Genomic DNA, 23,982 nt, shown 5'->3' on the forward strand with positions numbered 1-23,982 from the left:
GAGTTCGCAGCAGCCGGCAGGCAGGTGGGGACCAAGTGAGCAGACCAGGCTCCGACGGGCCGGAGAACGTCGACGCCGCGTTCGAGGAGATCGTCGCCGACCTGCGCGCGCAGGGATTCGACGACCAAGGATTCGGCGAGCAGGATCGCGACGAGCACGCGGCCGATCAGCAGCCCGCCGACGACCACGGCGGCGACGACCACGGCGACCGGGGCGGTTCCGGTGGCGACCGGGGCGGCGGCGCGTTGCTGGAACGGCCCGGTCCCGATCCGTCCGGCGACCGCGACGCCGACGCGGGCAGGACCACCGGCGAGTCCGGTTCGCGCGGCGAGGGCTGGCGGGACAGCCCGATCGCGTGGGACGAGACACTGTTCGGCCCGGCGCCCGACGACGATCCCGATGACCCCGACAACCACTTCGTCCCGCCCGAACCGCCGCCGCTGCCGAAACCGCGCAAGGGCGCCGTACTCGTTCTCGTCCTGGTGGTCCTGGGCCTGTTGCTGTTGATCGCGCCGTCGCTCGTCGGCCTGTCCGGGGCGGTCGCCACGCCGCTGGGCATGCTCTCACTCGCGGCGGGAATCGCCCTGCTGCTGTTGCGGGTCAGGCAGGGCCCGCCGGACGGTGCCGACCCGACCAACGGCGCCCAGGTCTGACCGCCTGCGGCCCACTCACACGGGCGTGCAGGCGTCGAGCAGCCGCCGCAGCACGGCCGGGTCGACGACGGCCGTCGCCTCCTCCGCAACGGGTTCGCGGCGCCGATCGGCGGCCGTGACCACGACGAGGTGATCGCCGGGCCCGGCCGCCCGCGCGGCACGGACGGCCGCTCCGATTCCGCCGTCGCCGCCTGCCACGGTCTCGATGCCCGCCGCCGGCTCGATCCCCGCACCTGCCTCTCCGGGCGGGCCGCCCGCGACCAGCACCACGTGCGGCCACCACGTCCAGTGCGCGGCCCCTGCCACACCGTCGAGGTCCAGGTCCCCCGCGACGACGCCCACTCCGGCCAGCACGGCCAGCCGGTCCCGCAGCCGCGCCACCGCACCGGCCGGGTCGTTCGTTCCGTCGCCGGCGCGCGGGCCGACCACGGAGGCGGCGTCGACCAGCAGCACGAGTCTCCGGTCGAGCTGGCCGCGCAGCTCCGGCCAGGCCGCGGCGAAGCCGCTGTGCAACGGATAGTCGGCGACGTCGGCGGGTGACACCCAGCGCAGCGCCGTGCTCTCGGCGTTGGTCACGCGGGGTCGTGCCGCATCGCCCAGCACGGTCGCCAGGACCGTCGTGTACCGCCAGGTGCCGTGCTCGTCGGCGCGCTGGGCCAGGACCCGGAACGCCTCGCCGGGCACCGCCGTCTCCTCCTCGGTCTCCCGCGCCGCCGCCTGCGCCGACGTCTCGTCGGGCTGCACCGCGCCGCCCGGCAGCGCCCACGAGCCGCCCTCGTGCGTCCAGCCCGCGCGGTGCTGCAACAGCACGCCACGCCGGGGGTCGCTCAACAGCAGTCCGGCGGCACCGAACAATCCCCAGTGCCGCCGTCCGCAGTCGCAGCTGACGAACCCGTCTCCGTTGCCGACCAGCATCGTTCGAATCTAGCGTGCCCGGCCCGCGACACGCCCGTGTTCGCCGAGGATCAGACCACTCGGCGGCCGCTCTCGGCCGCGAGCGTGGCGGACCCGACGATCGCGGCCTCGTCGCCCAGCTGGGCCGTCCGGATCCGCGCGTGCGGGCGGTGCTTGCCGCCCGTCACGGCGCGCAGGTACGTCTCCCGCGCGTCGTCGAGGAACAGTGGCGCCGACGCCGACACGCCCCCGCCGATGACGACGACCTCCGGGTCGTACACGTCGGCGACGAGCGCCAGCCCCTCGCCGAGCCACCGGGCCAGCTCCGCCATCGCCTTGCGCGCGAGTGGGTCGCCGTCCCGTGCAGCCCCGGCGACGCGGCGGCCCGTGACCGCGCCCGGGTCACCCGCCGCCTCCCTGGCCAGCACCGTGGAGTGCTGCGGCCGCGTGGCCAGCAGTTCGATCGCCGTCGCGGCCAGCGCCGTGCCGCTGCAGTAGCGCTCCCAGCACCCGGACTTGCCGCACGGGCACTGCCGCCCTCCCGGCACGAGACACAGGTGCCCGAGCTCCGGCGCGACGCCGTGTGCGCCACGGAACAACTCCCCTCCGAGCAGGAGACCGGCCCCGATACCGGTGCCGAGCGCGACGAACACGCCGACCGACGTGGCCCGCGCGGCACCGAACCGGTACTCGGCGAACGTGGCCGCGTTGGCGTCGTGTTCCAGGGTCACGGGCAGGCCGAGTCGCTCGCTCATCCGGTCGGCCACCGTCGCGGTCCGCCACGGCAGGTGCGGGGCGAACATCACGGACGTGCGGTCCCGTCCGACGAACCCGGCGACCGCCAGTCCGACGGCGGCGACCTCGTGCCTGCTCCGCAGTTCGGCGACCACGCCCGCGATGGCGTCCTCGAGCGCCGCCTCCTCGTGCGGCGTGCCCGTGCGCGCGGTGTCGAGCACGTCGCCGGTCTCGTCGACGACGCCCGCGCGGATGCTCGTGCCGCCGACGTCGATTCCGATCGCGGCCACCGGCTACTCCCCCGGTTCCCAACGCTCCCGCGGGCGCACCTGCACCCGTTGCACCCGTCGGGCCGCACCGCCCGATCCGCCTGCCGCCGAGCCCCTGCCGGGCCGTTCAGCGAACACCGACGCCCCCGACGGGTCCGGGCCGGCAGGCGGCGGGCCCGGTCGCGACGACGGGCGGTACCCGGGCATGTGCACGCCCTCGTCCGGCTGCCACCGGTCGGCGAGCACGGCCCGCAGCAACGCGATCAGCGCGGCGGCCTGGTCCAGCACCCGCGCCGCGATCTCCGGCGTGTCACCCCGCACGACCGCGACGACGGCGCAGAACGGGCACCACGAGCACGCCGAGGCGCGGCCAGCCTCGCCGCCCGCCGCGGCACCGGACGGAGCCGTACCGGAGCCGTCCGGGGACGACGTGCCCTCGTGCGCCCCGCGCTGCGTGGCTCCGCTTCCGTCCGCTCCGGCGCCTCCCGCCGTGGCCCCGGCCGGACCGGGCCCTCCGGGACCGGAGGCGTCGCACGACTCCGGGTCGCCGCCGCCGTGTCCCGCGGCGAACACGCTCCGCAGCCACGGCTCGGCCCGCTCCGTGACGAGGTCGACCAGCAGCCGGATCTCCTCGGCCAGCCGCGCACTGTCGGCCGCGGGGCCGTCGCCCGCCGCCGGCCCATCGGCGCGGCCCGCGGGGCCGTCGGTGCCGCTCATTCGGTTCCCTCCAGGTGCACGAGCACGCCACGGGGATCGGATTCGGCATCCGTGATCCGGCAGGCGCGCAGTGGTTCCGGCAACGCGATCAGCCTGCGGACCCCGTCGACGGTGATCGCGAGGTCGTCGTCGACCCGCGCCAGATCGACGACGCTGTCCCGGGCGAGCGGCAGTGCCACCCGGAGCCGATAGCCGCCGTCGACCTCGAACATCTGCAACAACGGTGCACGTCCGCCCGCACCGGCCCGCTCGGAACCGTCGCCGCCCGTGGCCGCGTCGTCGCCCCGCGCACCGGTGTCGCCCGGCGTGGCAGCGTCGCCGGCCCGGGGACTGTCGTCCAGCGGGTCGGCGGTGCCGTACAGCTCCGCGGCGATCTCACGGAGCGCGCTCACCCCGACCGGCTCGTCGGCCCGGTACTCGACCGAGCGCAGCCGGTCGGCCGCGTCGCCGACCCCGGAGCGTGCCAGCTCCGCCAGGACCTCCTCCTGCTGCCTGCGCCGCTGCCGCACCCACGCGGCCGCCGCACCGCGCCACCAGCCGGGCGAGGGCATGACGCGGTTCGCGATCATGCCGTCGACCCGGATGCCGCGCAAGGCGAGCGCGGTCAGGGTCCGCCGGGTTTCGGCCACGACGACGCGCTCGGGAGTGAACACCAGGCGCACGCTCGTGCGGGCGGGATCGGTCAGGAGGTCACGCAGCGACCCGGTGTACTCGGCCAGCCGCGCCAGCGACCGCGCCAGAGCGGAACGCTTCGCCACGGGACCGGCCATGTGTGTCAGGTACCCGGACACGGCGTCCGGCAACGCCAGGAGCCGCAGCGTCTCCGCCGTCGGACCGCAGTCGACGACGACGACGTCCCAGCGCCCGGTTCCGGCGAGCCGCTGCACCTCCCCGAGAGCCAGCAGTTCGTCGACGCCCGGAACGACGCTCAGCTCCTCGGCCGCGAGCCCGTCCAGTCCGCCGCCGCGCACCAGCGCCGCTCGCAGCTGCTCCCGCACGCCGTCCCACGCGTCGTCGGCCAGCGCACGGATGTCGAGCTGTGCGCCGTACAGCCGGTCGGCCACCAGGACGGGGTCGCGGCCGACCGGCATGGCGACGGCGTCGGCCAGGGAATGCGCCGGGTCGGTCGACACGACCAGCGTCGCGGCACCCCGGTCCGCCAGCGCGGCACCGGTCGCGGCGGCCAGCGTCGTCTTGCCGACACCGCCCTTCCCGGTCAGCAGCAGCAGTCGCACGGGCCTCAGCTTTCGGCCTCGACGCGCTTCTTCAGTTCCTTCAGTGCGGTGTCCATGATCATCTTCTCGGCCTTGCGGCGCAGCATCCCGATCATGGGCAGCGCCAGTTCGACGGCCAGCGTGTAGGTCACCTTCGTCCGGTCGCCGCCGAGCGGCTCGAGCTCGTACCGGCCGTTCTGGGCCTTCTGCATCTGCCCCTTCACGAGGTGCCAGCTCACCGACAACCCGTCGTCGGCCCAGTCGTACTCGAGCGTGTAGACGTCCTTGACCGGGCCCGAGTCGAGCGTGAACCGCACCTGCGTGGCCCGACCCCGTTCGTCGGTGCCCAGCACTTCCGTCTGCTGCACCGCCTTGGCCCACTCCGGGTAGGCGGGCAGATCGGCGATCACGGCCATGATCTGCTCCGGAGGGGCATCGACCTCGATGGACTGCGTGGACTGGTCGGCCATGGCGCTAGAGCGTAGCGGTCCGGTGTTTCACCATCGCAGCACGTAGGGCCGCGGGTCGCGCTGGAAATGCCCGACGTTGCGGCACTCGGTCACCCCGACCCGCTTCGCGGCCGACAACGGCTGATGCACGTGGCCGAACAACGACCACCGCGGCCGCTCGCGCACGATCAGGTCGGCGAGTGCCTCCGAACCGAGCTCACCCCGCCGCGCGACGACGTCGTAGGTCAGTTCCGGCACCGCGGGCGGGATGTGACTGCCCAGCACGTCGACACCGGTCAGCCCGGCGACGGCCTTGTCGAACTCCTCCCGCGTACGCAGGTACGGCCGCCACGCCTGGTCACGCCGCGGTGTCGCACCCTCGGGCAGGACCGCTCCCCCGACGAACCCGAACCGCAGGCCGCCGATGTCACGGACCTCGCCGTCGACGAAGTGCAGGCCGGGCGCCTCGAACTCGGGCCAGAGCGCGGGCGCGTCGACGTTGCCGGGGATCGCGTAGGTCGGCGCGGGCAGCGCGGCGAACAGGCGGGTGTACTGCTCGCGCACGGCCTCGTCCACCGCGGCCCGCGGGTCGTCCAGACTGCCCCACAGCCGTTTCGACAGCTCCACCATCTCCCCGCGGCGGCCCTCGCGGCGCAGCCGGGCGAACGTCGCGACGTTCTCGGCACCGAACAGCGCGCCGAGGATGCCGCCGTCGTGCTCGTGGTAGTCGACGAAGTCGATCAGGTCACCGAGCACGACCAGCGCGTCCGCGCCGTCGCCGGCACGCGCCAGCGCCTCGGCGTTGCCGTGCACGTCGGAGACCACATGAACCCGCACGTGATCATTCTACCGTCGAGCGGGGCGGCAGCCCGGCGGCGCGACCGTCCTCCAGCGTGACCTTCAGGTCCAGCGCGATCGCCTTGGCCGCGCGTGCCCGGCGGTCGAACTCCCGCCGCAACCGCGCGCCCGACAGCCGGGTGCCCTCGGGGACCTCCGGGGTGGCGCGGAGGAAGTAGTGCAGCAGGGTGCCGTCCAGCACGGGCTCGAGCCACACCTCCATCGTGCCGACCAGCGCCCCCCGTACGGTCCAGCGCAGGCCCTGGTCACCGCGGTCGGTATAGACTTCGAGCACCAGGTCGGGCCAGTACCTCCGCCACGCCGCCGGGTCCGCGAAGACCGCGGCGAGTGTGCTCGGAGGCACGGTCAGGAAGGTCTCGTCGACGATGTCGAGCGCAGGCTGGGATTCGGATCCGGTCACGGTTGCGGGATGGTATGCGCCTCACAACATGCCCGCACCCACCCGTGGCCAGCGGTGCCGACACCGGCTAGGTTGACCGGCGAGTAACAACGTTGTTTGGAATCCCCACTGCGGAGGTTGACGTGCGCGAGTACAGCGCCCCAGCACTACGGCCCATCGCCGACGACGAGAACGCCTCCGACGTCGTCTGGGCCAACGCCGAGCGGTTCGGCGACACCGTGAGCTTCCGTCGGCTGATCGACGGTTCGTGGCGCGACGTCACCGCGCGCACCTTCGCCGCCGAAGTGCTCTCCGCCGCCAAGGGCCTCATCGCCGCGGGCATCGAACACGGCGACCGGGTCGGGCTGATGTCGAAGACCCGCTACGAGTGGACCCTGTTCGACTTCGCGATCTGGGCCGCGGGCGGCGTCACCGTGCCGATCTACGAGACGTCGTCGGCCGAGCAGGTCCACTGGATCCTGTCCGACTCGGGGGCCAAGGCCGTCATCGTCGAGACCGCCGAGCACACCGCCGCCCTCGACGAGGTGCGGGACCGGCTGCCCGAGCTGGCCCACGCCTGGCAGATCGACGGCGACGCCCCCGCCGTCGACACCCTGACCGCGCTCGGCGCCGACCGCGCCGACGACGACGTCCACACCCGCCGCCGCTCGGTGGGGGCCGACGACGTCGCGACGATCTGCTACACGTCCGGCACGACGGGCAGGCCGAAGGGCGTGACGCTGACCCACCGGAACCTGCTCTCCGAGGTGCGCGCCGACATCGACGCGTTCCCGGACCTGATGGAGTCCGGCAACTCGCTGCTGCTGTTCCTGCCCCTGGCCCACATCCTCGCGCGCGCCATCGCCATCACGGCGTTCTCCTCCCGCGTGACGCTCGGCCACACCGACACCACGGATCTGGTCGCCGACCTGGGCGCCTTCCGGCCGACGTTCGTCGTCGCCGTGCCGCGCGTGTTCGAGAAGGTCTACAACTCGGCCAAGCTCAAGGCCCACTCCGAAGGCAAGGGCAAGATCTTCGACGCGGCCGAGGCGACCGCGATCGCCTACAGCCAGGCCACCGACGCCGGCAAGGTCGGCCTCGGCCTCAAACTCAAGCACGCGGTGTTCGCCAAGCTGGTCTACAGCAAGCTGCACGCCGCCCTCGGGGGCCGGTGCATCGCCGCCGTCTCCGGCGGAGCGCCGCTCGGCACCCGCCTGGCGCACTTCTTCCGCGGCATCGGCGTGCCGGTGTTCGAGGGCTACGGCCTGACCGAGACCACCGCGGCCGCCTGCGTGAACACCCGCGACGCCTTCAAGGTCGGCACCGTCGGCAGGCCCGTCGCGGGCACGTCGGTCAAGGTCGCCGAGGACGGTGAGCTGATGCTCTCCGGTGGCGTGGTGTTCGGCGAGTACTGGCGCAACGAGCAGGCCACGGCCGAGTCCCTCGAGGACGGCTGGTTCCACACCGGCGACCTGGGCGAGGTCGACGACGAGGGCTTCGTCAAGATCACCGGCCGCAAGAAGGAGATCATCGTGACGGCGGGCGGCAAGAACGTCGCCCCGTCGACACTCGAGGACGCGCTCAAGGCGCACCCGCTGATCAGTCAGGCGATGGTCGTCGGCGACCAGCGGCCGTTCATCGGCGCGCTGGTGACGATCGACGAGGAGTTCTTCCCCACCTGGAAGGAACAGCACGGCAAGCCGGCCGACGCCACGGTCGCCGACCTGGCCTCGGACGAGAAGCTGCGGGCCGACGTGCAGTCCGCCGTGGACGACGCGAACAAGCTCGTCTCGAACGCCGAGGCGATCAAGAAGTTCAGCATCCTGCCCCAGGACTTCACCGAGGCCGGTGGTGAGGTCACGCCGAGCATGAAGCTCAAGCGGGGCGTGGTGAGCAAGAACTACGCGGGCGACATCGACTCGCTGTACGCCAAGTAGGCCCGCGGAGAACGCGACACGTCGAGGGGGTGCTCACCGCCGGGTGGGCACCCCCTCGTCCGTGTCGGCGTGTCCTCCGTGGCCGGGCGGTGACGATGGGCCGTCACTGCCGCCGGATCAGTGGCACGACGGGTGCCTTCTTGTCCGAGAGCGGGATCTCGTAGCGCTGCGCCAGGTACGACGAGATCTGCTTGAACAACGGTGCCGCCGAGCTGCCCGCGGGCAGGGTGGTGTCCGGGGCGTCGAGCCGGATGCCGACGACGAAGCGCGGATCGTCGGCGGGCAGCATCCCGGCGAAGGTGATGTTGTAGAGCTCGTTGCTGTACGCACCGGTCTCGGGATCGACCTGCTGACCCGTGCCGGTCTTGCCCGAGATCTGGTACCCCTCGATGGCGGCCTGCGGGGCGGTGCCGCTCTCGTACATGTCGCCGCCCTGCGTCGTCGCGCGCAGCATGTTGCGCACGGTCTCGGCCGTCTTCGGGCTCACGACCCGGGTGCGGTCGGGCTTCGGCTCGGGTACCCGCCTGCCGTCGGGCGTGCGGGTCGCGGCGACGACACGGGGCTCGACGCGCACGCCGTCGTTGGCGATGGCCTGGTACATGCCTGCCATCTGCAGCACCGTCATCGACAGTCCCTGACCGATCGGCAGGTTGCCGAACGTCGTGCCCGACCATTGGTTGCGCGGCGGAACGTACCCGGGGCTCTCGCCCGGCAGGCCCGCACCGGTCCGCTGCCCGAGTCCGAACTTCTTCAGCAGGTCCATGTACCGGTCGGGACCGAGCTCCTGGGCGAGCATCAGGGTGCCGACGTTCGACGACTTGGCGAAGATGCCGGTGGTGGTGAACGGCTGCGTGCCGTGGTCCCACGCGTCCCGCACCGTGTGGTCGGCGACCTTCATCGAGCCGGGCACCCGGTGGACATCCTTCGGGCCCGTGATGCCGTCCTCGATCGCACCCGCCGCGGTGATGACCTTGTTCACCGACCCCGGTTCGAACGGCTGCGTGACGGCCTTCTCCGTCATGAGATCCGGGTCGAGGTTCTTCGGGTCCAGCGTCTTCTCGCTGGTCAGACCGTAGATCTCGCCCGTTTCCGAATCCAGCACGACCGCGCTGCCGCCGTCCGCGCGCGACTTCTCGACGTAGTCGGACAGCATCCGCTGCACGTTGTACTGGACGTCGGAGTCGATCGTCAGTTCCAGGTCGGAGCCGGGGGTCGCCTGCTGCACCTCCCGCTCGGTACCGGGGATCACGACGTCGCTGCCCTGCTCGGTGTTGACCACCTGCCGTCCGGGTTCGCCCGTCAGTACGCCGTTGCGCGCACTCTCCAACCCGGCCAGGCCCTCGATGTTGTGCTTGGACTGGTCCGGTTCCTCCATCCGCCAGTTGGCGAAGCCCACGATGTTCGACCCGACCTTCCCGGCCGGGTACTCGCGGCGGGCGCGCTTCTCGTAGCCGATCTCGGGGAACTTCTCCTTGATCTCCTCGGCCACGGACGGCTGCACGTCGTCGACGAGATAGGTGAAGCTCGAATCCTCGTCATGGAAGGCCTCGAGCAACTCGGACTCGGACGTCTTGTCCGGCACCTTCTTCGCGATGTACTTCGCGATCTCCGCGACCCGCGTGTCGAAGGTCTCACCGGACTTCGGGTTCTTCCTCTCGTGCTCGGCCCAGTTCTTCCGCATCAACCGCAGGTTCGCCCACAGTGTCCGCGTCTCCACGCTGAAGGCGAGCTTCGCCCCGTTGCGGTCCACAATGGATCCACGCTGGGCCGGGATGTCGATCGTGGTCGTACGCTGCCGCTCGGCGCGGGCCGACAGCGCCTCGGCCTGGAACCCCTGCACGTAGCCGAGTTTGAGACCGGTGGCCACGAGCACCACGGCGAGCACGATCCGGCCGATGACGAACCGGCTCCGCGTGCCACGGTCGCCCGAGGCACCGGAGCGGCGCGCCTTCGCCGAGTACGTCCGGCCCGCCGGGCCGCGACCCCGCGACGGCGCCGGCCCGTTCGCGCCGTCCGGTCTGCCCGGTCGTGTCGGTGGCATCGGTCCCCTCCGGTTCGCTCACGTTCTCCCTGCCCGCACCGGCGGCGGACCCGGGGGGGTCAGTCGGCCGTCTCCGCCGCGGCCGAGTCCGCGGGCCGGTCGCCGTCGCCGGTGGTTCCAGTGTCACCGCCCCGGCCGCCGTCGCCGTCGTTCCCGCGGTCGCCGCGCGTGTCGTCGCCGGCCTGGCTGTCACGCTGCTGAGCCCGGTCCTCCTGCGCATCGCCCGCCTGCCGGTCACGACTCTCCGCGCCGTCACCCTGGGCGCCGTCACTCTGCGCACGGTCACCCTGCGCGCCGTCACCCTGCGCGCCGCCGGGCCGCCCGGTCGACGACTGCTGCGGTGCGGGCGCGCTCGCCCGCTCCGACTCACCGACCACGCGCACCGTGCCGTCGTCACCCACGACGAGTCGGGCCGGGTTGCCGCCCGGCACCATCCCGAGGTCCCGCGCACGCTCCGCAAGCCGCGCAGGCGCCTCGCCCGAGGCGACCGCCCGTTGCAGCTCCTCGGACCTCTCGAGCAGGGCGGCGTTGTTCTGCCGGAGTTGTTCGAGGCGGTACGAGTCGGAGATCGCCTGGGTCGAGAGCCACAACGTCGTCGCCACCCCCACGGCCATCAGAGCCATGAGCATCAGCACGAACGAGGCGCGCGACGTCGGCCAGCCGATCCGGATCCGCAGCCTGCGCGGCTCCGGTGTCTCCCGGCGCTCGGTCTGCCGCTGCAGCGTCTCGGCGCGCTGGGCCCGCCGGGCATAGGCGCGCTCGGCCGCGGAACTGCGGCGCCGCGGCGATCCGGTCTCGGGAGCGGACGTCGGCGCCTGCCTCGCGGAGCGGCGCGGAGTCTGCCGCGGCCGCTCGACCGGCTGGGTACGAGGACGTGCGGGTGCAGTCATGAGGCAGCCGCTCCAATCCGCTCGGCCGCGCGCAGCCGTACCGACGCCGCGCGCGGGTTGTGCTCGATCTCCTGCTCGCCCGCCTTCTCGGCACCGCGGGTGAGCAGGCGGAACTCGGGGCCGTGCCCGGGAAGCTCGACCGGCAACCCTTCCGGGGTCCGGGAGCTGGCACGGTCGGCGAGGGCACGTTTGACGATGCGGTCCTCGAGCGAGTGGTAGGCCTCGACGACGATCCGGCCGCCCTCACGCAGCGCGTCGAGCGCGGCCGGCACCGCGGCCCGCAGCACGTCCAGCTCCCGGTTGACCTCGATGCGCAACGCCTGGAACGTCCGTTTCGCGGGATGCCCGCCGGTACGCCTGCTCGCCGCGGGCACGACGTCGTAGAGCAGCCGCACCAGCCGGTCGCTGCGGTCGAAGGGCTCGGACTCCCGAGCCGCGACGACGGCCTTCGCGATCTTGTGGGCGAACCGCTCCTCGCCGTACTCGCGCAGGATGCGGGCCAGTTCGGCGACCGAGTAGGTGTTGAGCACGTCGGCCGCCCGCGGGCCGGTGGTCTGGTCCATCCGCATATCCAGCGGCGCGTCCTGCGCGTAGGCGAACCCGCGGTCGGCGACGTCCAGCTGCATCGACGAGACACCGAGGTCCATCAGCACGCCGTCCACATGCGACAGCCCGAGTTCGTCCAGCACGTCGGGCAACTCGTCGTAGACCGCGTGGACGTAGTCGACCCGGTCGCCGTGGCGCGACAGCCGCTGCCGGGCACGGTCGAGCGCGTTCGGATCCCGGTCCAGACCGACGAGCCGCAACCGCGGGTGGTCCGCCAGCAGCGCGTCGGCGTGACCGCCGAGGCCGAGCGTGGTGTCGACGAGCACCGCGTCGTGGTCGCTCAGCGCGGGGGCCAGCAGTGCGGTCACGCGGTCGAGCAGCACGGGCAGGTGCGCGGAATCGCTGCTCACTGCGCCCCCTTCCGCCCCGCCCCACCGGGACTTCTCTCCCCGACGCGGGGCGGATGCCTACAGGTTGCGGGCCTGATACCGGGGAAGGTGCATCAGGGCCGCAGCCTGAGGGCATCCGCGCCCACGTCGCCTGTTCGTTGTTTCCCGTGTCCCCGACGACCCGGGAAACACCCCGCGACCGGATGTCGCGGATTCCGTGTCAGAAGACACCGGGCAGGATCTCCTCCTGCGCCTTGGCGTAGTTGTCCTCGTTCTCGTCCAGATAGGACTGCCACGCCTCGGAATCCCAGATCTCCAGCCTGGTGATCGCCCCGATCACCACGCATTCCTTGTTGAGCCCGGCGTAGCGCCGCAGCTCGGGTGCGATCGGAATCCGGCCCTGACTGTCCGGCCGCTGCTCATCGGTCCCCGCGAACAGGTACCGCTGGTAGGCCCGCACCGATTCGTTCGTGAACGGGGCCTCCGCGACCTTCCTGGCCAACTGCTCGAACTCCGCTCGCGGGAAAACGTAGAGGCAGTGGTCCTGACCTTTGGTGATCATCAGGCCCCCAGCCAACGCTTCCCGGAACTTCGAGGGCAGTGTGAGCCGCCCCTTGTCGTCCAGCTTCGGGGTGTGAGTGCCGAGGAACACCGGCCTCCACCTCCCCTGCCGAGCCCGCAGTCCTTCCCGTCGGACCTGCCGGCATCGACCACGGAGCTCCCTTCCGCCCCACTTGTCACCACCGTACCCCACTTCTCCCCACAGTCAACGTGAAAACGGCGGGAACAGCCGGGTTTGCGACGAGTTCACGCAGGTCACGGCAGTGGTTCAACCGTGGGGAGGAGTGGGGGAAGATCGCCGCCCCGGGGGATGTCGCCACGACCGGGAGGAGCACCGAGCGCCGGTTTTACCCGATTCTGCGGGAGAAACCGGCGTCCGGGACGCCCGGTGGGTGAAGGTGGGGAACGCCGTGGGGAGGGGTGGTCCGGGCCGTGGGGCACGGTGGGGGCGGCGTCGGTGGCGGGCGGAGTCGGTGGCGGGCGGCGTCGGTGGCGGGCGGCGTCGATGGGGTGCGCCGCCGCCCCGACCGTCAGCGGAGGCCTGTGGTCGCCGCGGTCCCGGCAGGAGAGGACTGTTCCGCGACGAGGTCGGCGAGCCGAGTGGCCACCCGTTCGCGGTCGGCGGGAGCGACCGTCAGCCAGGAATCGTCGCCGGAACGCGGCGCGACGGTGGCGGTGTAGGCACCGACGTCGGTGAGGAACCAGCTCAGGCCGCCCTGCCGGACGAGCCGGGTGGTCTCCCGGCGGTACACGGAGAACTGCCCCGCGGCCAGCACCGGTCGCGCCTGGACGGCCAGCACCTCCCTGACCTGGTCGTCGCGTGCTCGCGAGCCGCTGCCGCCGTCGTACACGGGGTCGGCCGCCGCCTCGAGCGCGGTCGAGGGCAGGCTCACGCCGCGCCCCGGGCCCGCGTCGACCTCGGGCAGGATGGCGGCCGCCTCGGCGCACGCCCGGCCGTCGCCCACCGTGTCGAGGCCGATGGTCCGGTTCGGCTGCACGGCCAGCACTCCCCTGCCGCCCTCCGACTCCGCGACGAGGCCGCGCAACGGTTCGGGATCGGCGGCGTCGAACAGCACTTCGCAGTCGATCAGGACGGCGGCGCGGGCGATCCCGGTCAGCCGGGCCCGCAGCGTCTCGTCCAGTTCACCGGGATACAGGCCGCGGTCGGCGAGATTGGCATAGACCTCCTGCCGGATCCGCGCGCGTTCCTCCGCGGTGCGTCCCACGCTCGGCACGGCCAGCACCGCAGGCGGCGCGCCGAGGTCGAGGTCCGACCAGAGGACGTCGAACGCCGACGCCGACAGCCGGATCATGCCGGCCCTGCCAGCCGCGGCGGCACGGTGAACGATCGCACGCCCGCGGCGTCGCGCAGCGCGAGGTCACGCGCGTGGAGCACGTCGACGGCCCTGCGCCGCGCCTCCTCCGCCTCGGCGCGGCGCTCGGCCATCGCATCGGGCAGTCCCGCGAGGGCCGCGAGATCGCCGGCACCCATGGCGTCGCGGATCATCCCGCCCGGGTCGTACGAGACCGGATCCGGCATGGCCGACCGCGCGTGCGCCGCCGCACCCGCCTGCGCCGCGACGGCGCCACCCAGCGCGTCGGCGGTCGCGGCCGCCCGGCCCGCCCACTCCGTGGCCCGGCCCAGCGCCGCCCGTAACGCCCGGCCCGCCTCGCCCTGCCACGCCTCCTCGGACGCCGCCGACGACGCGCCCAGCTGCTCGCTCGCCTGCTGCAACGTCCGGCCGAGACTCCGCCAGCTCGCACCGAGCTCACCCGCGGACTCCGGATCGTTGCCGGCGTCGACCATGGCCTTGAGCTGGTCGTGGCTGTACCACTCGTACCGCACGTCCGGCTGGGGAACAGAGGACTCGCCCGCGGCGCCTCCGCCTGCCCCGTCCCCCTGCGCCGGTTCGTCCTGTCGGGTTTCGTCGTGTCGGGTTTCGTCGTGTCGGGTTTCGTCGTGTCGGGATGCGCTCATCCGGCCCTCCCCGGCAGCTCGGGTGCGATCAGCTCCGCCACGGTGGACGCTCGCTCGCAGGACTCACGGGTGCCGCGGAAGTCCGCCGTGGACACATCGATGTGGACCGACGAGGAGGGTCCGGCGGCGAGCAACACCGTGCAGGTGCCGTCGTCGGCCGCCGTATCGGCCACCTGCTGCGCCTCGCGGCCCGCGATCCGCATCGAGGTCGCCTCCCCGTCCGGCCGGAGGTCGGCCAGCGCGGAGGCCGTGTCGAACGTGACGGTGACGCCGCCCGCACCCGGTTCCGTGTAGTCGCACGCCGCGGCCGAACCGACGGTTCGCCGTTCGCCCGGCACGGCCAGCCCCGCGGTCGACCGTTCGGCCGGTGTCAGCCACGCACACGGATCGGTCTCCGCCGGGTCCGCACTCGACGACACGCTCTCCGACGACGCCGTCTCCGCCGACGGGGCCGGGGACGCACCACCTGCGCCCACGGCGGCGTCCCCGCCCGCCGCGCCGCAGGCGGAGACCCCGACCAGGCACGCCACCGACAGCGCCGGCACGAGCGCCGCACGCAGCAGCGATCCCGGCCCACGCGACCCTGTCCCTCGCGACCCGGCCCCACGCGACCCGGCAGCGGTAGCCGTGCCGCGCGACCGCGGGACCCGGCCGTTCACCCGCCCTGACAATCGACGCCCTTCAGCTCGCCCTCTGCCTGTTCGTCCTGCTGCCGGTACTGCTCGAGCGCGTCGGTGATCCGGCTGCGCAGCTCGGCGAGCTCCCTGCCGAACGCCACGAGCGCATCCGACGCGGCGCCCGAGGACGGCTCACCGCCGCCGGCCGGGTCGATGCCGTAGCGGGCCATGAATTCGCCGATCTCCCCGGCGTAACCGTCGCCCAGCGGCACCGACCGGCCGAGGACCTTCGCCTCCCTGACGAGCCTGCCGACCACGTCCTGCAGCTCGCCGATCCGCTGCAGCGCGTCCTCGGCCAGATCGGGCGCGACGGCGAAGGCGCCCGCGGGAAGGTCGACCGGGCCCGTCACGGGCGCAGGCGTACCACTCGTCATCGCGCATGCCTCTCCGTGACCGGACGATTCCAGCCCGCAATCCTAGGCGACCGTGCGCCGCTGTCCAGCCCTCGTTCGCGGCGTACGGCCCGGTGCGACGTGTGCTCGTCGTCACCACCGCACTACGCGGGGTGAATCTCCGCGTTTCGCCCGTGTTTGACACACTTCGTGGGACCCTGGAGCAGGGCGCATGCACGGAATGTGGAGGTCGCGTGACGTCGAGAGGGCACTCTGCCGCAACCACCGAGGACGTCGGTGAACGCCCCGCGTACCCGCCGCCGGTCGGTCCGGGCGGGCAGTCCGGGCTCGGCGACCTGCACGACACGGCGCAGCGCATCGCGGCCAACGTGGAGCGCGTGCTGGTCGGCAAGCCCGAGGTCGTCCGCATCGCACTCGTCACGCTGCTGTCCGAGGGACATCTGCTCGTCGAGGACGTGCCCGGGGTCGGCAAGACCTCGCTCGCCAAGGCACTGGGCCGGTCGATCGACTGCACCGTGAGCCGCATCCAGTTCACCCCCGACCTCATGCCCAGCGACGTCACGGGCGTGTCGATCTACAACCGCCAGCAGGCCTCGTTCGAGTTCCGGCCCGGCCCGGTGTTCGCGAACATCGTGGTCGGCGACGAGATCAACCGCGCCTCCCCCAAGACGCAGTCCGCGCTGCTGGAGTGCATGGAGGAACGGCAAGTCACCGTCGACACCACGACGTACCCGCTCGACTCGCCGTTCATGGTGATCGCCACCCAGAACCCGGTCGAGATGGAGGGCACCTACGCCCTGCCGGAGGCCCAGCGCGACCGCTTCACCGCACGGGTCTCGGTCGGCTACCCGGACCCGCAGGCCGAACTGGCGATGGTCGACGAGCACGCGGGACACAACCCGCTCGACGACCTCACCCCGGTGTCGGACGGCGAGACCGTGCACCGGCTCGCCCGCGCCGTCCAGCAGCTGCACGTGGCGCACGAGGTCCGGCAGTACGCCGTCGACCTGGTGTCGGCCACGCGCCAGCTGCCCGAACTGCGGCTCGGCGCCTCGCCCCGCGCGACGTTGCAGCTGATCCGCACCGCCCGCGCCCAGGCCGCACTCTCCGGGCGTGAGTTCGTCGTGCCCGACGACCTGCACGCGGTCGCCGTGCCGGTGCTGGCGCACCGCCTCGTGCTGACCACGGAGGCGCTCGCCGCCCGCCGCTCGGCCTCGGACGTCGTCCACTCCGTCCTGCAGCGGGTGCCGGTTCCGCAGCGCGCCGCACCCACCGGCGGTGCGGGCGCCGGCACACCGGCGCCCACCGCAGGCGGCCACCCCTCGCCGCCCCACACCGGCAACGGCCACGCGGGCCACCCGGGCCGGCCCGGTCACCCCGGCGGTGCGGGGCGTCCCGGCGTTCCGGACGGCCACGGCGGCCCGTACGGCTACTGAGCGCGGATCGACCATGACCAGCTACGCGGCCGGTGCCCCGGCACCGCAGGCGGCGCCCGAGCAGACCCGTCCTCCGGCGGGGCCACGCCGCCGACCGGCACTCCTGCGGGCCCTGTCGGGTCTGACCACCCGGGGCCGGTGCCTGCTCGCCGCGGGTGTCGCCGCCGCGGCCTGCGCCGTCGTACTCGACGAACGCGGCCTCCTGCGGATCGCGGCTTTCGTCGTGGCACTGCCCCTGCTGGCCGCGGCGCTCGCGACGGTGTCGAAGGTCCGCATCGGCGCCCGCCGCACCATCACCCCCGAACGGGTGCCTGCGGGCGGTGACGGCGACGTCCGCCTGGACCTGTGGCGCACCGGCAGACTCCCCGCGGGGGAGATCCTGCTCGAGGACCGGCTGCCACACCCCCTCGGCCCGCGGCCCCGCTTCGTGGTGGAGCGGCTTCCCCACCACCCCGTCACGCTGCGCTACCCGATCCGGCCCGGCATGCGCGGCGTCCACCGCATCGGCACGCTGCGCGCGACGATCACCGACCCGTTCGGGCTCTGCGAGGTCGACCGCGACCTCGTCCCGCCGTCGGGGGTCGTCGTCGTGCCGCGCGTGACCCCGCTGCGCGGACGTCCCGGCGGCGCGGGCACCGGCGGGGTCGACAGCGGCACCGTCCGTCACCACGCGGGCCAGGGCGATCCGGACGTGATGGTGCGCCAGTACCGAACCGGCGACGACATGCGGAAGGTCCACTGGCGTTCGACGGCGCGCCGCGACGAGATCATGGTCCGCGTCGAGGAACGCCCCTGGCGGGGAGGGACGACGGTGCTGCTCGACCGGCGCGCCGCCGCGCACCACGGCGTCGGCCGTCCCGACGGCAGTCTGGAGTGGGCGGTCGAGTTCGCCGCCAGCGTGTGCGTGCACCTGAGCGGTTCCGGCAGTCCGGTGCGACTGGCCGACGAACGCGGCCACGTCCTGGCCGACATCGCCGACGGCGCCGGGCACGCGGGCGGCGGGGTCGCCCTCGACGCGCTCGCCGCGCTGCAACCCGCGCACGAACGGGACCTGGCCGTGTCGTCGGGACCGGCGCACGCCCAGGGCCACGAGCTGATCGCCGTGCTGGGCACCGTCGGCGCCAGGGGCGTCGCGGAGCTGACCCACAGCCGCCCCCGCGGCGCGCCCAGCCTCGCGGTGCTGCTCGACACCGCGTCGTGGCAGGACGCGCCGGGGTACGAACCGGCCGCGACGGTCACCGACACGGCGGCGCTGCTCCGGGCCGCGGGCTGGCGGGTCGTCGTCGCGGGCAGGACCGCGGGGGTCGCCGACACCTGGGCGGAGCTGTGCCGTGCCACCACGGCAGGCCCGCTGCAGGCGGGTGGTGTCCGGTGAACGCGCCCGCACCCCCTGCTCCACCGCCGCCCGCCCCGGCTCCCCCCGCACCGCCGCGCAGGCGGCCACGGCTCACGCTGCACGGGGTCGTCGGCCCGCTCACGGCCGCACTCGCGACGATCGCCGTCTCCACCGCGCTCACCGGAGTCGTGCAGGGCTGGTCCTGGTTCGGCGACATCGCGGCGGCGGCGCTGCTCATCGCGGGCACCGGCATCGCCGCGCGCGCCGTGCGGCTGCACCCGTTCCTCGTCGGTGCCGCACAGCTGCTGGCGCTGCTCGTGCTCGTCACCGGATCGTTCACCACCGGCGGGGTCCTCGGGCTGCTGCCGGGGCCCCAGGCGTTCGGCGAACTGCATCAGGTGCTCACCGCCGGGTTCTCCGACATCCGCACCGGACTTCCCCCGGTCGCCGCCAGTGACGGCATCCGCTGCCTGATCATGATCAGCGTCGGGCTGGTGGCGCTCGTGGTGGACCTGCTGGCCGTGACCGCCGCCGCACCGGCGGCGACCGGTCTGCTCCTGCTGTGTGTCCACGCCGTGCCGTCGGCGCTCACCGCGGAACTGCTGCCGTGGTGGACGTTCGCGCTCGGGGTCGTGGCCTACGCGGCACTGCTCGCCGTGGACGGCAGCCACCGGCACCGCGTGTGGCGCACCCGCGCGCCGGCGCGCGGGTCGGGCGCCGGTGTGGGCGCGATGACCGCCCCGTCGGCGCTGGTCGTCACGGCCGTCGTCGCGGGCCTGGTCGCGGGCGCGACGCTGACCGTCGTCGGGACGGAGGGCAGCCTGCCCGGATCGGACTCCGAGGAACAGGCGGCGCCCGGCGGACTCGGCGTGGAACCGTTCACGTCGCTGCGCGGCATGCTCGGTGACCGCTCCCCCACCCGGATGTTCGAGGTCGACGGCCTCGGCGACGACGCGCCCCTGATGCGCGCCTTCACCCTGTCCCGCTACATCCCCGGCCAGGGCTGGGGGCTGCCCGACGGCCGCCGGATGCCCGCGGGGCGCCCCGCCGACGGTCCCCTGCCGACCGCACCGGGCGACACGGTCGCAGGAGAGTCCCGCACCGTCCGCGTGACACCCGTCAACTGGACCGACGTCTGGCTGCCGACCTACGGCAAGATCCGCAGCATCGACCCGCCTCCCGGCGACTGGTACTACGACCGCACCAGCGGGGCGGTGTACAGCGAGGACCGGCGCAGGCCGCGCGCCTACACGATGACCACGTCGCTGGCCGAACCGACACGCGACCAGCTCCGTGCGGCGGGAACCGTCACCGGCCCCGACCCGCGGTACCAGGAGACGCCCCGGGTCGATCCGCGTGTGCGTGCGCTCGCGCGCGACCTCACCGCCGACGCGCCGACGACGTTCGGCAAGGCCAGGGCCGTCTGGCGGTACTTCACCGACCCGGCCAACGGATTCGTCTACGACACCGAGACCGCACCGGCCTCCGACCCCGACGCGCTCGCCGACTTCGTCCTGAACGGCAAGCGCGGATTCTGCGAGCAGTACGCCTCCGCCATGGCGGTCATGCTCCGCTCGCTCGACGTGCCGTCCCGCGTGGCCGTCGGCTTCACGCGGGGCACCACCGACGCCCGCGGCACGCGGGTACTGACGTCCGAGGACGCGCACGCGTGGGTCGAGGTGTATTTCGGCGACGACCTCGGCTGGGTCACGTTCGATCCGACCCCGCTCACCAACGGCCGCGGGTACACGCCCGACTACCTGGACACCGAGGAGAGCTCGGCACCCGACGAGCCGACCGGCTCGTCGCAGTCCCCGGAGAGCTCGTCCGCGTCCCCGGAACCGTCCCAGCCCGCCGACGGACCCGATCAGCAGGCGCAGAACGACGAGCGGTCCGGGCCACCGCCGCAATGGCCGGGCCTGCTGGCGGGCGCGCTGCTGGCGCTGACGACCGTGGGCGTCCTGGCACTCGGCAGGCGCATCACCACCGGCCGCGCCACCCCCGGCGCGGGCATCGCCGCCGTCGTCGGCAGCTGGCTCGTCACGGTGGCACTGGCCGCCTGGCTCGTGCACTGGGCCGTCGCCCTCGGCGTGTTCCTGCTCGTCGCCTGCCTCGTCGGGCCCGCATGTGCCCGGGAACTGATCCGCGAACGCCGGATCGCCGAGGTGTCCCGACTGACCGACGCGTCGCCGGATGCCGCATGGCGCGAAGTGCTCGCCGAATGCGCCGACCGGGGCGTCGACCTACCGTCGACGGCGACCCTCAGGCAGTCCGCGGAGACCATCGGCGACCGGCTCGACCTCGACGAGGAGGGCCGCCGCGAGCTGCAGACGATCGTCACCGTCGTGGAGCGGGCGTGGTACAGCCCGACCGGCGCGCCCTCGCCGCAGGCCGCGTCTCCCGAGCCGGAACTGCACCGCGCGCTCGCGGGACTGCGCGAGAGCGTCGCCCGCTGCGCGCCGTTGTCGTGGCGGCGACGCATCCTGCCGCGGTCACTGCTGCGCCGCCGCGAACGCTGATTCCCGCGCGGGCCCGGTCCCGCGACGCGGGCACCGGCGCCCGGGCCCGTGCACACGAGACCTCGGCGAGGCGACACGGAGGGTCCCGGCGACACCGGCACCCGGCGACACCCGCACCCGACGTCCGCACCCGGCGTCACCCGCACCCGGCGACACCCGGCCTCGGGTGACGGGGATCGGACACGACTCGAGCAGGGCTCCGCATGCGAGAGCCCTGCTCGAGCAGACCTGTGCGATGACCGCTGACGCCGGCTGCGGCCGGGTCACGCCGCTGCGGAGAACCGTGCCGCGGGATCCGGGGTCACGGGGTCCGGTGCGACGGCGCGGACCGGCCGGACGTCGTCATCTGTCGTCGAACCTCTGGCGGAGCCGGTCCTCCATCCGCTGGGAGAACGAACTGCGCCGGCGCTGTCCGGCGCCGCCGGACGAGCCGCCGCCGGAGTCCCCGGAACCGCTGCCGGATTCCTCCTCCGGCTCCCCACCTGCTCGCATGGCAGTGACGACGAGCACCACCCCCAAGAACATCGCCAGGAAGCCGAACACGCTGATCAGCGGGATCTCGGCGACCCGCACCGGCACGACGACGCCGAGCACGAGCAGGCCGATGCCCAGCACGAACAGCGCGGCACCCTGCAGGCGCCTGCCACGCTTCGGGCGACGTACCTTCGCGCCGCGTACCGACGATGCGAACTTGGGGTCCTCGGCATAGAGCTCGCGCTCGATCTGGTCGAGCAGCCGCTGCTCATGCTCGGAGAGTGGCATCTTTCCTCCTCCGGCACAGCGCTTCCCGGCGCCACCTGGCGGCACCGGACCGCATTTCATCGTGGACCCTGACAGCCCCGGTCGGGGTGTCGGACTCCAGGATACGAGCACCGCGCGTCGGCGACTACCCGATCTCCCCTTCCGGCGGCAGTGTTTCCTGCGGCGACGTCCGGCGGTGTACGGGCGGGCACGGAACGCGACGGACGTCACCTCTCATCGGGTGACAACAACGACGCCGGACGCACGGCGGCGGCACCGAATCGGGAACGCGCGTCGTCGGCGGCCACCTCCGCGTCCCGCCAGCGGGGTTCGGGTGCGTCGAACGTGAGCTGTTCCGCGGCGTCCCCGGCCGTCAGACCTTCCACACGCACTCCCACGAGGCGCACGGCCGCGCCGGAGGTCGCCTCCCGGAACAGCTCGGTCGCCGTGGCGTGGACCTCGTGGGCCACGTCGGTGGCGGCGGGCAGGGTGCGGGCTCGGGTGATGGTCCGGAAGTCGGAGAACCGGACCTTGATCGACACGGTCCTGCCTTTCAGGTCTTTCCGGCGCAGGGTCGCGGCGACGCGCTGCGCCAACCGCAGCAGCTCGCGCTCGCACGCCCCGCGGTCCCGGACGTCGGCGTCGAAGGTGTGCTCGGCCCCCACCGACTTCTCCTCCGACTCCGGAACGACGTCGCGATCGTCGTGGCCGTGGGCCAACGCGTGCAGGTGCTCCCCCGCCGCCGCGCCGACACTGCGGCGAAGGCGGTCGACCGGGGCCGCGGCGACGTCCGCGATCGTCGCGTAGCCGTGACTGCGGAGTGCGTCCTCCGTGCGCGTGCCCACGCCCCACAGCGCCGACACCGGCAACGGGTGCAGGAACGACAGCGTCTCGGGGGCCGGGACGACGACCATGCCGTCCGGCTTGGCCATTCCGGAGGCGAGCTTGGCGACGAACTTCGCCCTGCCGACGCCGACCGAGCAGGTGATGCCGTGCTCGGCGGCCACCCGCTCACGGATCCGTGCGCCGATGTCGGCGGGCGTCGCGGACAGCCTGCGCAGCGCCCCGTTCACGTCCAGGAACGCCTCGTCGAGGCTGAGTGGTTCCACCAGCGGTGTGATGTCGCGGAACAGCGCCATGACCCCGTCGGAGACCTCCCGGTAGGCGTCTCGGCTGGGCGGCAGCCACACCGCGTCGGGGCACAGCTTCCGTGCGGTCGCCGCGGGCATCGCCGATCGCACACCGTAGCGCCGCGCCTCGTAGGTCGCCGACAGCACCACCGACCGCGGCCCCGCGCCCGCCACGACGACCGGCCTGCCGACGAGCTCCGGGCGGGTGCGCAACTCGACGGCCGCGTAGAAGGCGTCCATGTCGACGTGCAGCACACCGCACCCGGTGTCGTCGGGCACGGCCGCCCGCGGGGCGCCGGTACGCACCAGGAACCGCTCGTACCCGTCGGGCAGCTGCGCATTACGTCCCACGGCGCCAGACTAGCGGCCACCACCGACGATCACGGTGCGCCGCGACCGCGCGTCCTGCCCTCAGGCGGGGCGGCGCGCCAGCACGTGCAGCCTGCTCGCGATGTCCCGCAGCGGCGGCGTCACGGCGGCCCGGTCCTCGAACTCGGTGACCTCGCGTTCCCAGGCGGCGTCCGCACCGTCGGCTCCCGCGTCGAGCTGGTGGACCACGTCCGCGACCACGCCGTCGCCCTGCATCAGCGCCACCGCCAGTCCCGCACCACCGAGCAGCAGTTCCAGACCGGAGGTGTCGAACCGGCGCAGCACCGTCTCCGAGTCCCCGGACAGCACGCCCTCCGGGGCCGACAGCAGCGCCGTGGCCTCGGACAACCTGCCGGCCAGAGCGCGCTGCAACACCGCGGCGTGCCGGTTCGCGACGAGCACCGACACCGCGCCACCGGGCGCGGTCACAGCGGCGAACGCCCGCACCGCGGCGGCCGGGTCGTCGACGACCTCGAGCAGTCCGTGGGCCAGCACCAGGTCGGCCGAGCCCTCCGGGACGTGGCCGGCGAGCGCGTCGACGTCGTCGGCCACCACCGTGATCCGGTCGTCCGCACCCACCTCACGGGCGCGGCGACGGAGCGTGGCGACGGCGTCCGGGCTCGGCTCGACGACCGTCACGTCGCATCCCTGGCCCGCCAGTGGGACCGCCCAGCCGCCGGTGCCGCCACCGACGTCGATCACCCGCGGCCTGCCGGACCTGCGCTCGCGGGCCTGCGCCAGCTCGTCCGACAGCACTCGCCGTACGGCCGGGGACCCGTGGCCGGCCGCGTACTCCGTTCGCATGGGCGCCCAGCGTAGTCACGCCGCCCCGCGCCCGCGCGCCCCGGCACCGGGACACGCCGAGGGCGACGTCGCGGATCACGCCGCCACCCGAGTGAGGGATCTCCCCT

23 protein-coding genes are annotated in these 23,982 nt (G+C 73.5%); 5 read left to right on the plus strand and 18 right to left on the minus strand.

All coding sequences use genetic code 11. The features are described 5' to 3' along the window. The first annotated feature begins 35 nt into the window (after window positions 1-35). A complete protein-coding gene (locus tag LY13_RS06100; RefSeq protein WP_253827298.1) occupies window positions 36-653 on the plus strand; it encodes a hypothetical protein in 618 nt (205 codons plus the stop codon). A gap of 15 nt (window positions 654-668) precedes the next feature. Here LY13_RS06100 and LY13_RS06105 read toward each other — a convergent pair whose 3' ends face one another. The 7 genes from LY13_RS06105 to LY13_RS06135 are packed head-to-tail and all read right to left on the minus strand — an operon-like array spanning window position 669 to window position 6,189. Beyond that, window positions 669-1,568 (minus strand): NUDIX hydrolase, encoded by a 900-nt coding sequence (locus LY13_RS06105; protein ID WP_253827299.1) that lies wholly within the window; start codon window positions 1,566-1,568, stop codon window positions 669-671. A 50-nt stretch (window positions 1,569-1,618) separates the two neighbouring features. Continuing rightward, window positions 1,619-2,557: an ROK family protein gene (locus tag LY13_RS06110; RefSeq protein ID WP_253827577.1), complete on the minus strand. Its 939-nt coding sequence runs from the start codon at window positions 2,555-2,557 to the stop codon at window positions 1,619-1,621. An 18-nt stretch (window positions 2,558-2,575) separates the two neighbouring features. Continuing rightward, a complete protein-coding gene (locus LY13_RS06115) occupies window positions 2,576-3,268 on the minus strand; it encodes a hypothetical protein (protein ID WP_253827300.1) in 693 nt (230 codons plus the stop codon). Beyond that, window positions 3,265-4,503: an ArsA family ATPase gene (locus LY13_RS06120; protein WP_253827301.1), complete on the minus strand. Its 1,239-nt coding sequence runs from the start codon at window positions 4,501-4,503 to the stop codon at window positions 3,265-3,267. Before LY13_RS06120 ends, LY13_RS06115 begins: the two co-directional genes overlap by 4 nt. A gap of 5 nt (window positions 4,504-4,508) precedes the next feature. Further along, window positions 4,509-4,952: an SRPBCC family protein gene (locus LY13_RS06125; RefSeq protein ID WP_253827302.1), complete on the minus strand. Its 444-nt coding sequence runs from the start codon at window positions 4,950-4,952 to the stop codon at window positions 4,509-4,511. A 27-nt stretch (window positions 4,953-4,979) separates the two neighbouring features. Further along, window positions 4,980-5,768 (minus strand): metallophosphoesterase family protein, encoded by a 789-nt coding sequence (locus LY13_RS06130; RefSeq protein WP_253827303.1) that lies wholly within the window; start codon window positions 5,766-5,768, stop codon window positions 4,980-4,982. 4 nt (window positions 5,769-5,772) lie between these two features. Beyond that, a complete protein-coding gene (locus LY13_RS06135) occupies window positions 5,773-6,189 on the minus strand; it encodes a polyketide cyclase / dehydrase and lipid transport (RefSeq protein ID WP_253827304.1) in 417 nt (138 codons plus the stop codon). A gap of 122 nt (window positions 6,190-6,311) precedes the next feature. Here LY13_RS06135 and LY13_RS06140 point away from each other — a divergent pair, with 122 nt between their 5' ends. Further along, window positions 6,312-8,105 carry an AMP-dependent synthetase/ligase gene (locus LY13_RS06140; protein ID WP_253827305.1) on the plus strand — a complete coding sequence of 598 codons (1,794 nt, stop codon included), beginning with the start codon at window positions 6,312-6,314 and terminating at the stop codon, window positions 8,103-8,105. 103 nt (window positions 8,106-8,208) lie between these two features. Here LY13_RS06140 and LY13_RS06145 read toward each other — a convergent pair whose 3' ends face one another. The 8 genes from LY13_RS06145 to LY13_RS06180 all read right to left on the minus strand — a co-directional run bounded on the left by LY13_RS06145 (window position 8,209) and on the right by LY13_RS06180 (window position 15,561). Then, the gene (locus LY13_RS06145; RefSeq protein ID WP_253827306.1) at window positions 8,209-10,146 is read right to left on the minus strand and encodes a peptidoglycan D,D-transpeptidase FtsI family protein; all 1,938 of its coding nucleotides are present in this window, start codon (window positions 10,144-10,146) and stop codon (window positions 8,209-8,211) included. A gap of 59 nt (window positions 10,147-10,205) precedes the next feature. Beyond that, window positions 10,206-11,036, minus strand: a complete 831-nt coding sequence (gene ftsL / locus LY13_RS06150; RefSeq protein WP_253827307.1) for a cell division protein FtsL — start codon at window positions 11,034-11,036, stop codon at window positions 10,206-10,208. After that, window positions 11,033-11,992, minus strand: coding sequence for a 16S rRNA (cytosine(1402)-N(4))-methyltransferase RsmH (gene rsmH, locus LY13_RS06155; RefSeq protein ID WP_253827308.1), 960 nt, complete (start codon window positions 11,990-11,992; stop codon window positions 11,033-11,035). Before rsmH ends, ftsL begins: the two co-directional genes overlap by 4 nt. 199 nt (window positions 11,993-12,191) lie before the next feature. After that, the gene (gene mraZ / locus LY13_RS06160; protein ID WP_253827309.1) at window positions 12,192-12,623 is read right to left on the minus strand and encodes a division/cell wall cluster transcriptional repressor MraZ; all 432 of its coding nucleotides are present in this window, start codon (window positions 12,621-12,623) and stop codon (window positions 12,192-12,194) included. 439 nt (window positions 12,624-13,062) lie between these two features. Beyond that, window positions 13,063-13,845: an ESX secretion-associated protein EspG gene (locus LY13_RS06165; RefSeq protein WP_253827310.1), complete on the minus strand. Its 783-nt coding sequence runs from the start codon at window positions 13,843-13,845 to the stop codon at window positions 13,063-13,065. Continuing rightward, window positions 13,842-14,510 (minus strand): PE-PGRS family protein, encoded by a 669-nt coding sequence (locus tag LY13_RS06170; RefSeq protein WP_253827311.1) that lies wholly within the window; start codon window positions 14,508-14,510, stop codon window positions 13,842-13,844. Before LY13_RS06170 ends, LY13_RS06165 begins: the two co-directional genes overlap by 4 nt. After that, window positions 14,507-15,055: a DUF3558 family protein gene (locus tag LY13_RS06175; RefSeq protein ID WP_253827312.1), complete on the minus strand. Its 549-nt coding sequence runs from the start codon at window positions 15,053-15,055 to the stop codon at window positions 14,507-14,509. The genes LY13_RS06170 and LY13_RS06175 overlap by 4 nt, the downstream gene beginning before the upstream one ends. 110 nt (window positions 15,056-15,165) lie before the next feature. Further along, a complete protein-coding gene (locus tag LY13_RS06180) occupies window positions 15,166-15,561 on the minus strand; it encodes a hypothetical protein (protein WP_253827313.1) in 396 nt (131 codons plus the stop codon). A 212-nt stretch (window positions 15,562-15,773) separates the two neighbouring features. Between LY13_RS06180 and LY13_RS06185 the strand changes: the two genes are divergently transcribed. The 3 genes from LY13_RS06185 to LY13_RS06195 are packed head-to-tail and all read left to right on the plus strand — an operon-like array spanning window position 15,774 to window position 20,831. Then, on the plus strand, window positions 15,774-16,976 hold the full coding sequence (locus LY13_RS06185; protein ID WP_253827314.1) for an AAA family ATPase: 1,203 nt from the start codon (window positions 15,774-15,776) through the stop codon (window positions 16,974-16,976). A 13-nt stretch (window positions 16,977-16,989) separates the two neighbouring features. Then, entirely contained in the window at window positions 16,990-18,351 is a 1,362-nt protein-coding gene (locus LY13_RS06190) for a DUF58 domain-containing protein (protein WP_253827315.1), read from the plus strand. Then, entirely contained in the window at window positions 18,348-20,831 is a 2,484-nt protein-coding gene (locus LY13_RS06195) for a transglutaminase TgpA family protein (RefSeq protein ID WP_253827316.1), read from the plus strand. The genes LY13_RS06190 and LY13_RS06195 overlap by 4 nt, the downstream gene beginning before the upstream one ends. Window positions 20,832-21,173: 342 nt before the next feature. Here LY13_RS06195 and LY13_RS06200 read toward each other — a convergent pair whose 3' ends face one another. From LY13_RS06200 to LY13_RS06210, 3 genes are all read right to left on the minus strand, one after another. Further along, window positions 21,174-21,593: an SCO2097 family morphological protein gene (locus LY13_RS06200; protein ID WP_253827317.1), complete on the minus strand. Its 420-nt coding sequence runs from the start codon at window positions 21,591-21,593 to the stop codon at window positions 21,174-21,176. 206 nt (window positions 21,594-21,799) lie between these two features. Beyond that, window positions 21,800-23,053, minus strand: a complete 1,254-nt coding sequence (locus LY13_RS06205; protein ID WP_253827318.1) for a DNA polymerase IV — start codon at window positions 23,051-23,053, stop codon at window positions 21,800-21,802. A 60-nt stretch (window positions 23,054-23,113) separates the two neighbouring features. After that, window positions 23,114-23,875 (minus strand): class I SAM-dependent methyltransferase, encoded by a 762-nt coding sequence (locus LY13_RS06210; protein WP_253827319.1) that lies wholly within the window; start codon window positions 23,873-23,875, stop codon window positions 23,114-23,116. Window positions 23,876-23,982: the final 107 nt, after the last annotated feature.

The organism is Prauserella aidingensis, assembly GCF_024171865.1.
GTDB lineage: Bacteria > Actinomycetota > Actinomycetes > Mycobacteriales > Pseudonocardiaceae > Prauserella > Prauserella aidingensis.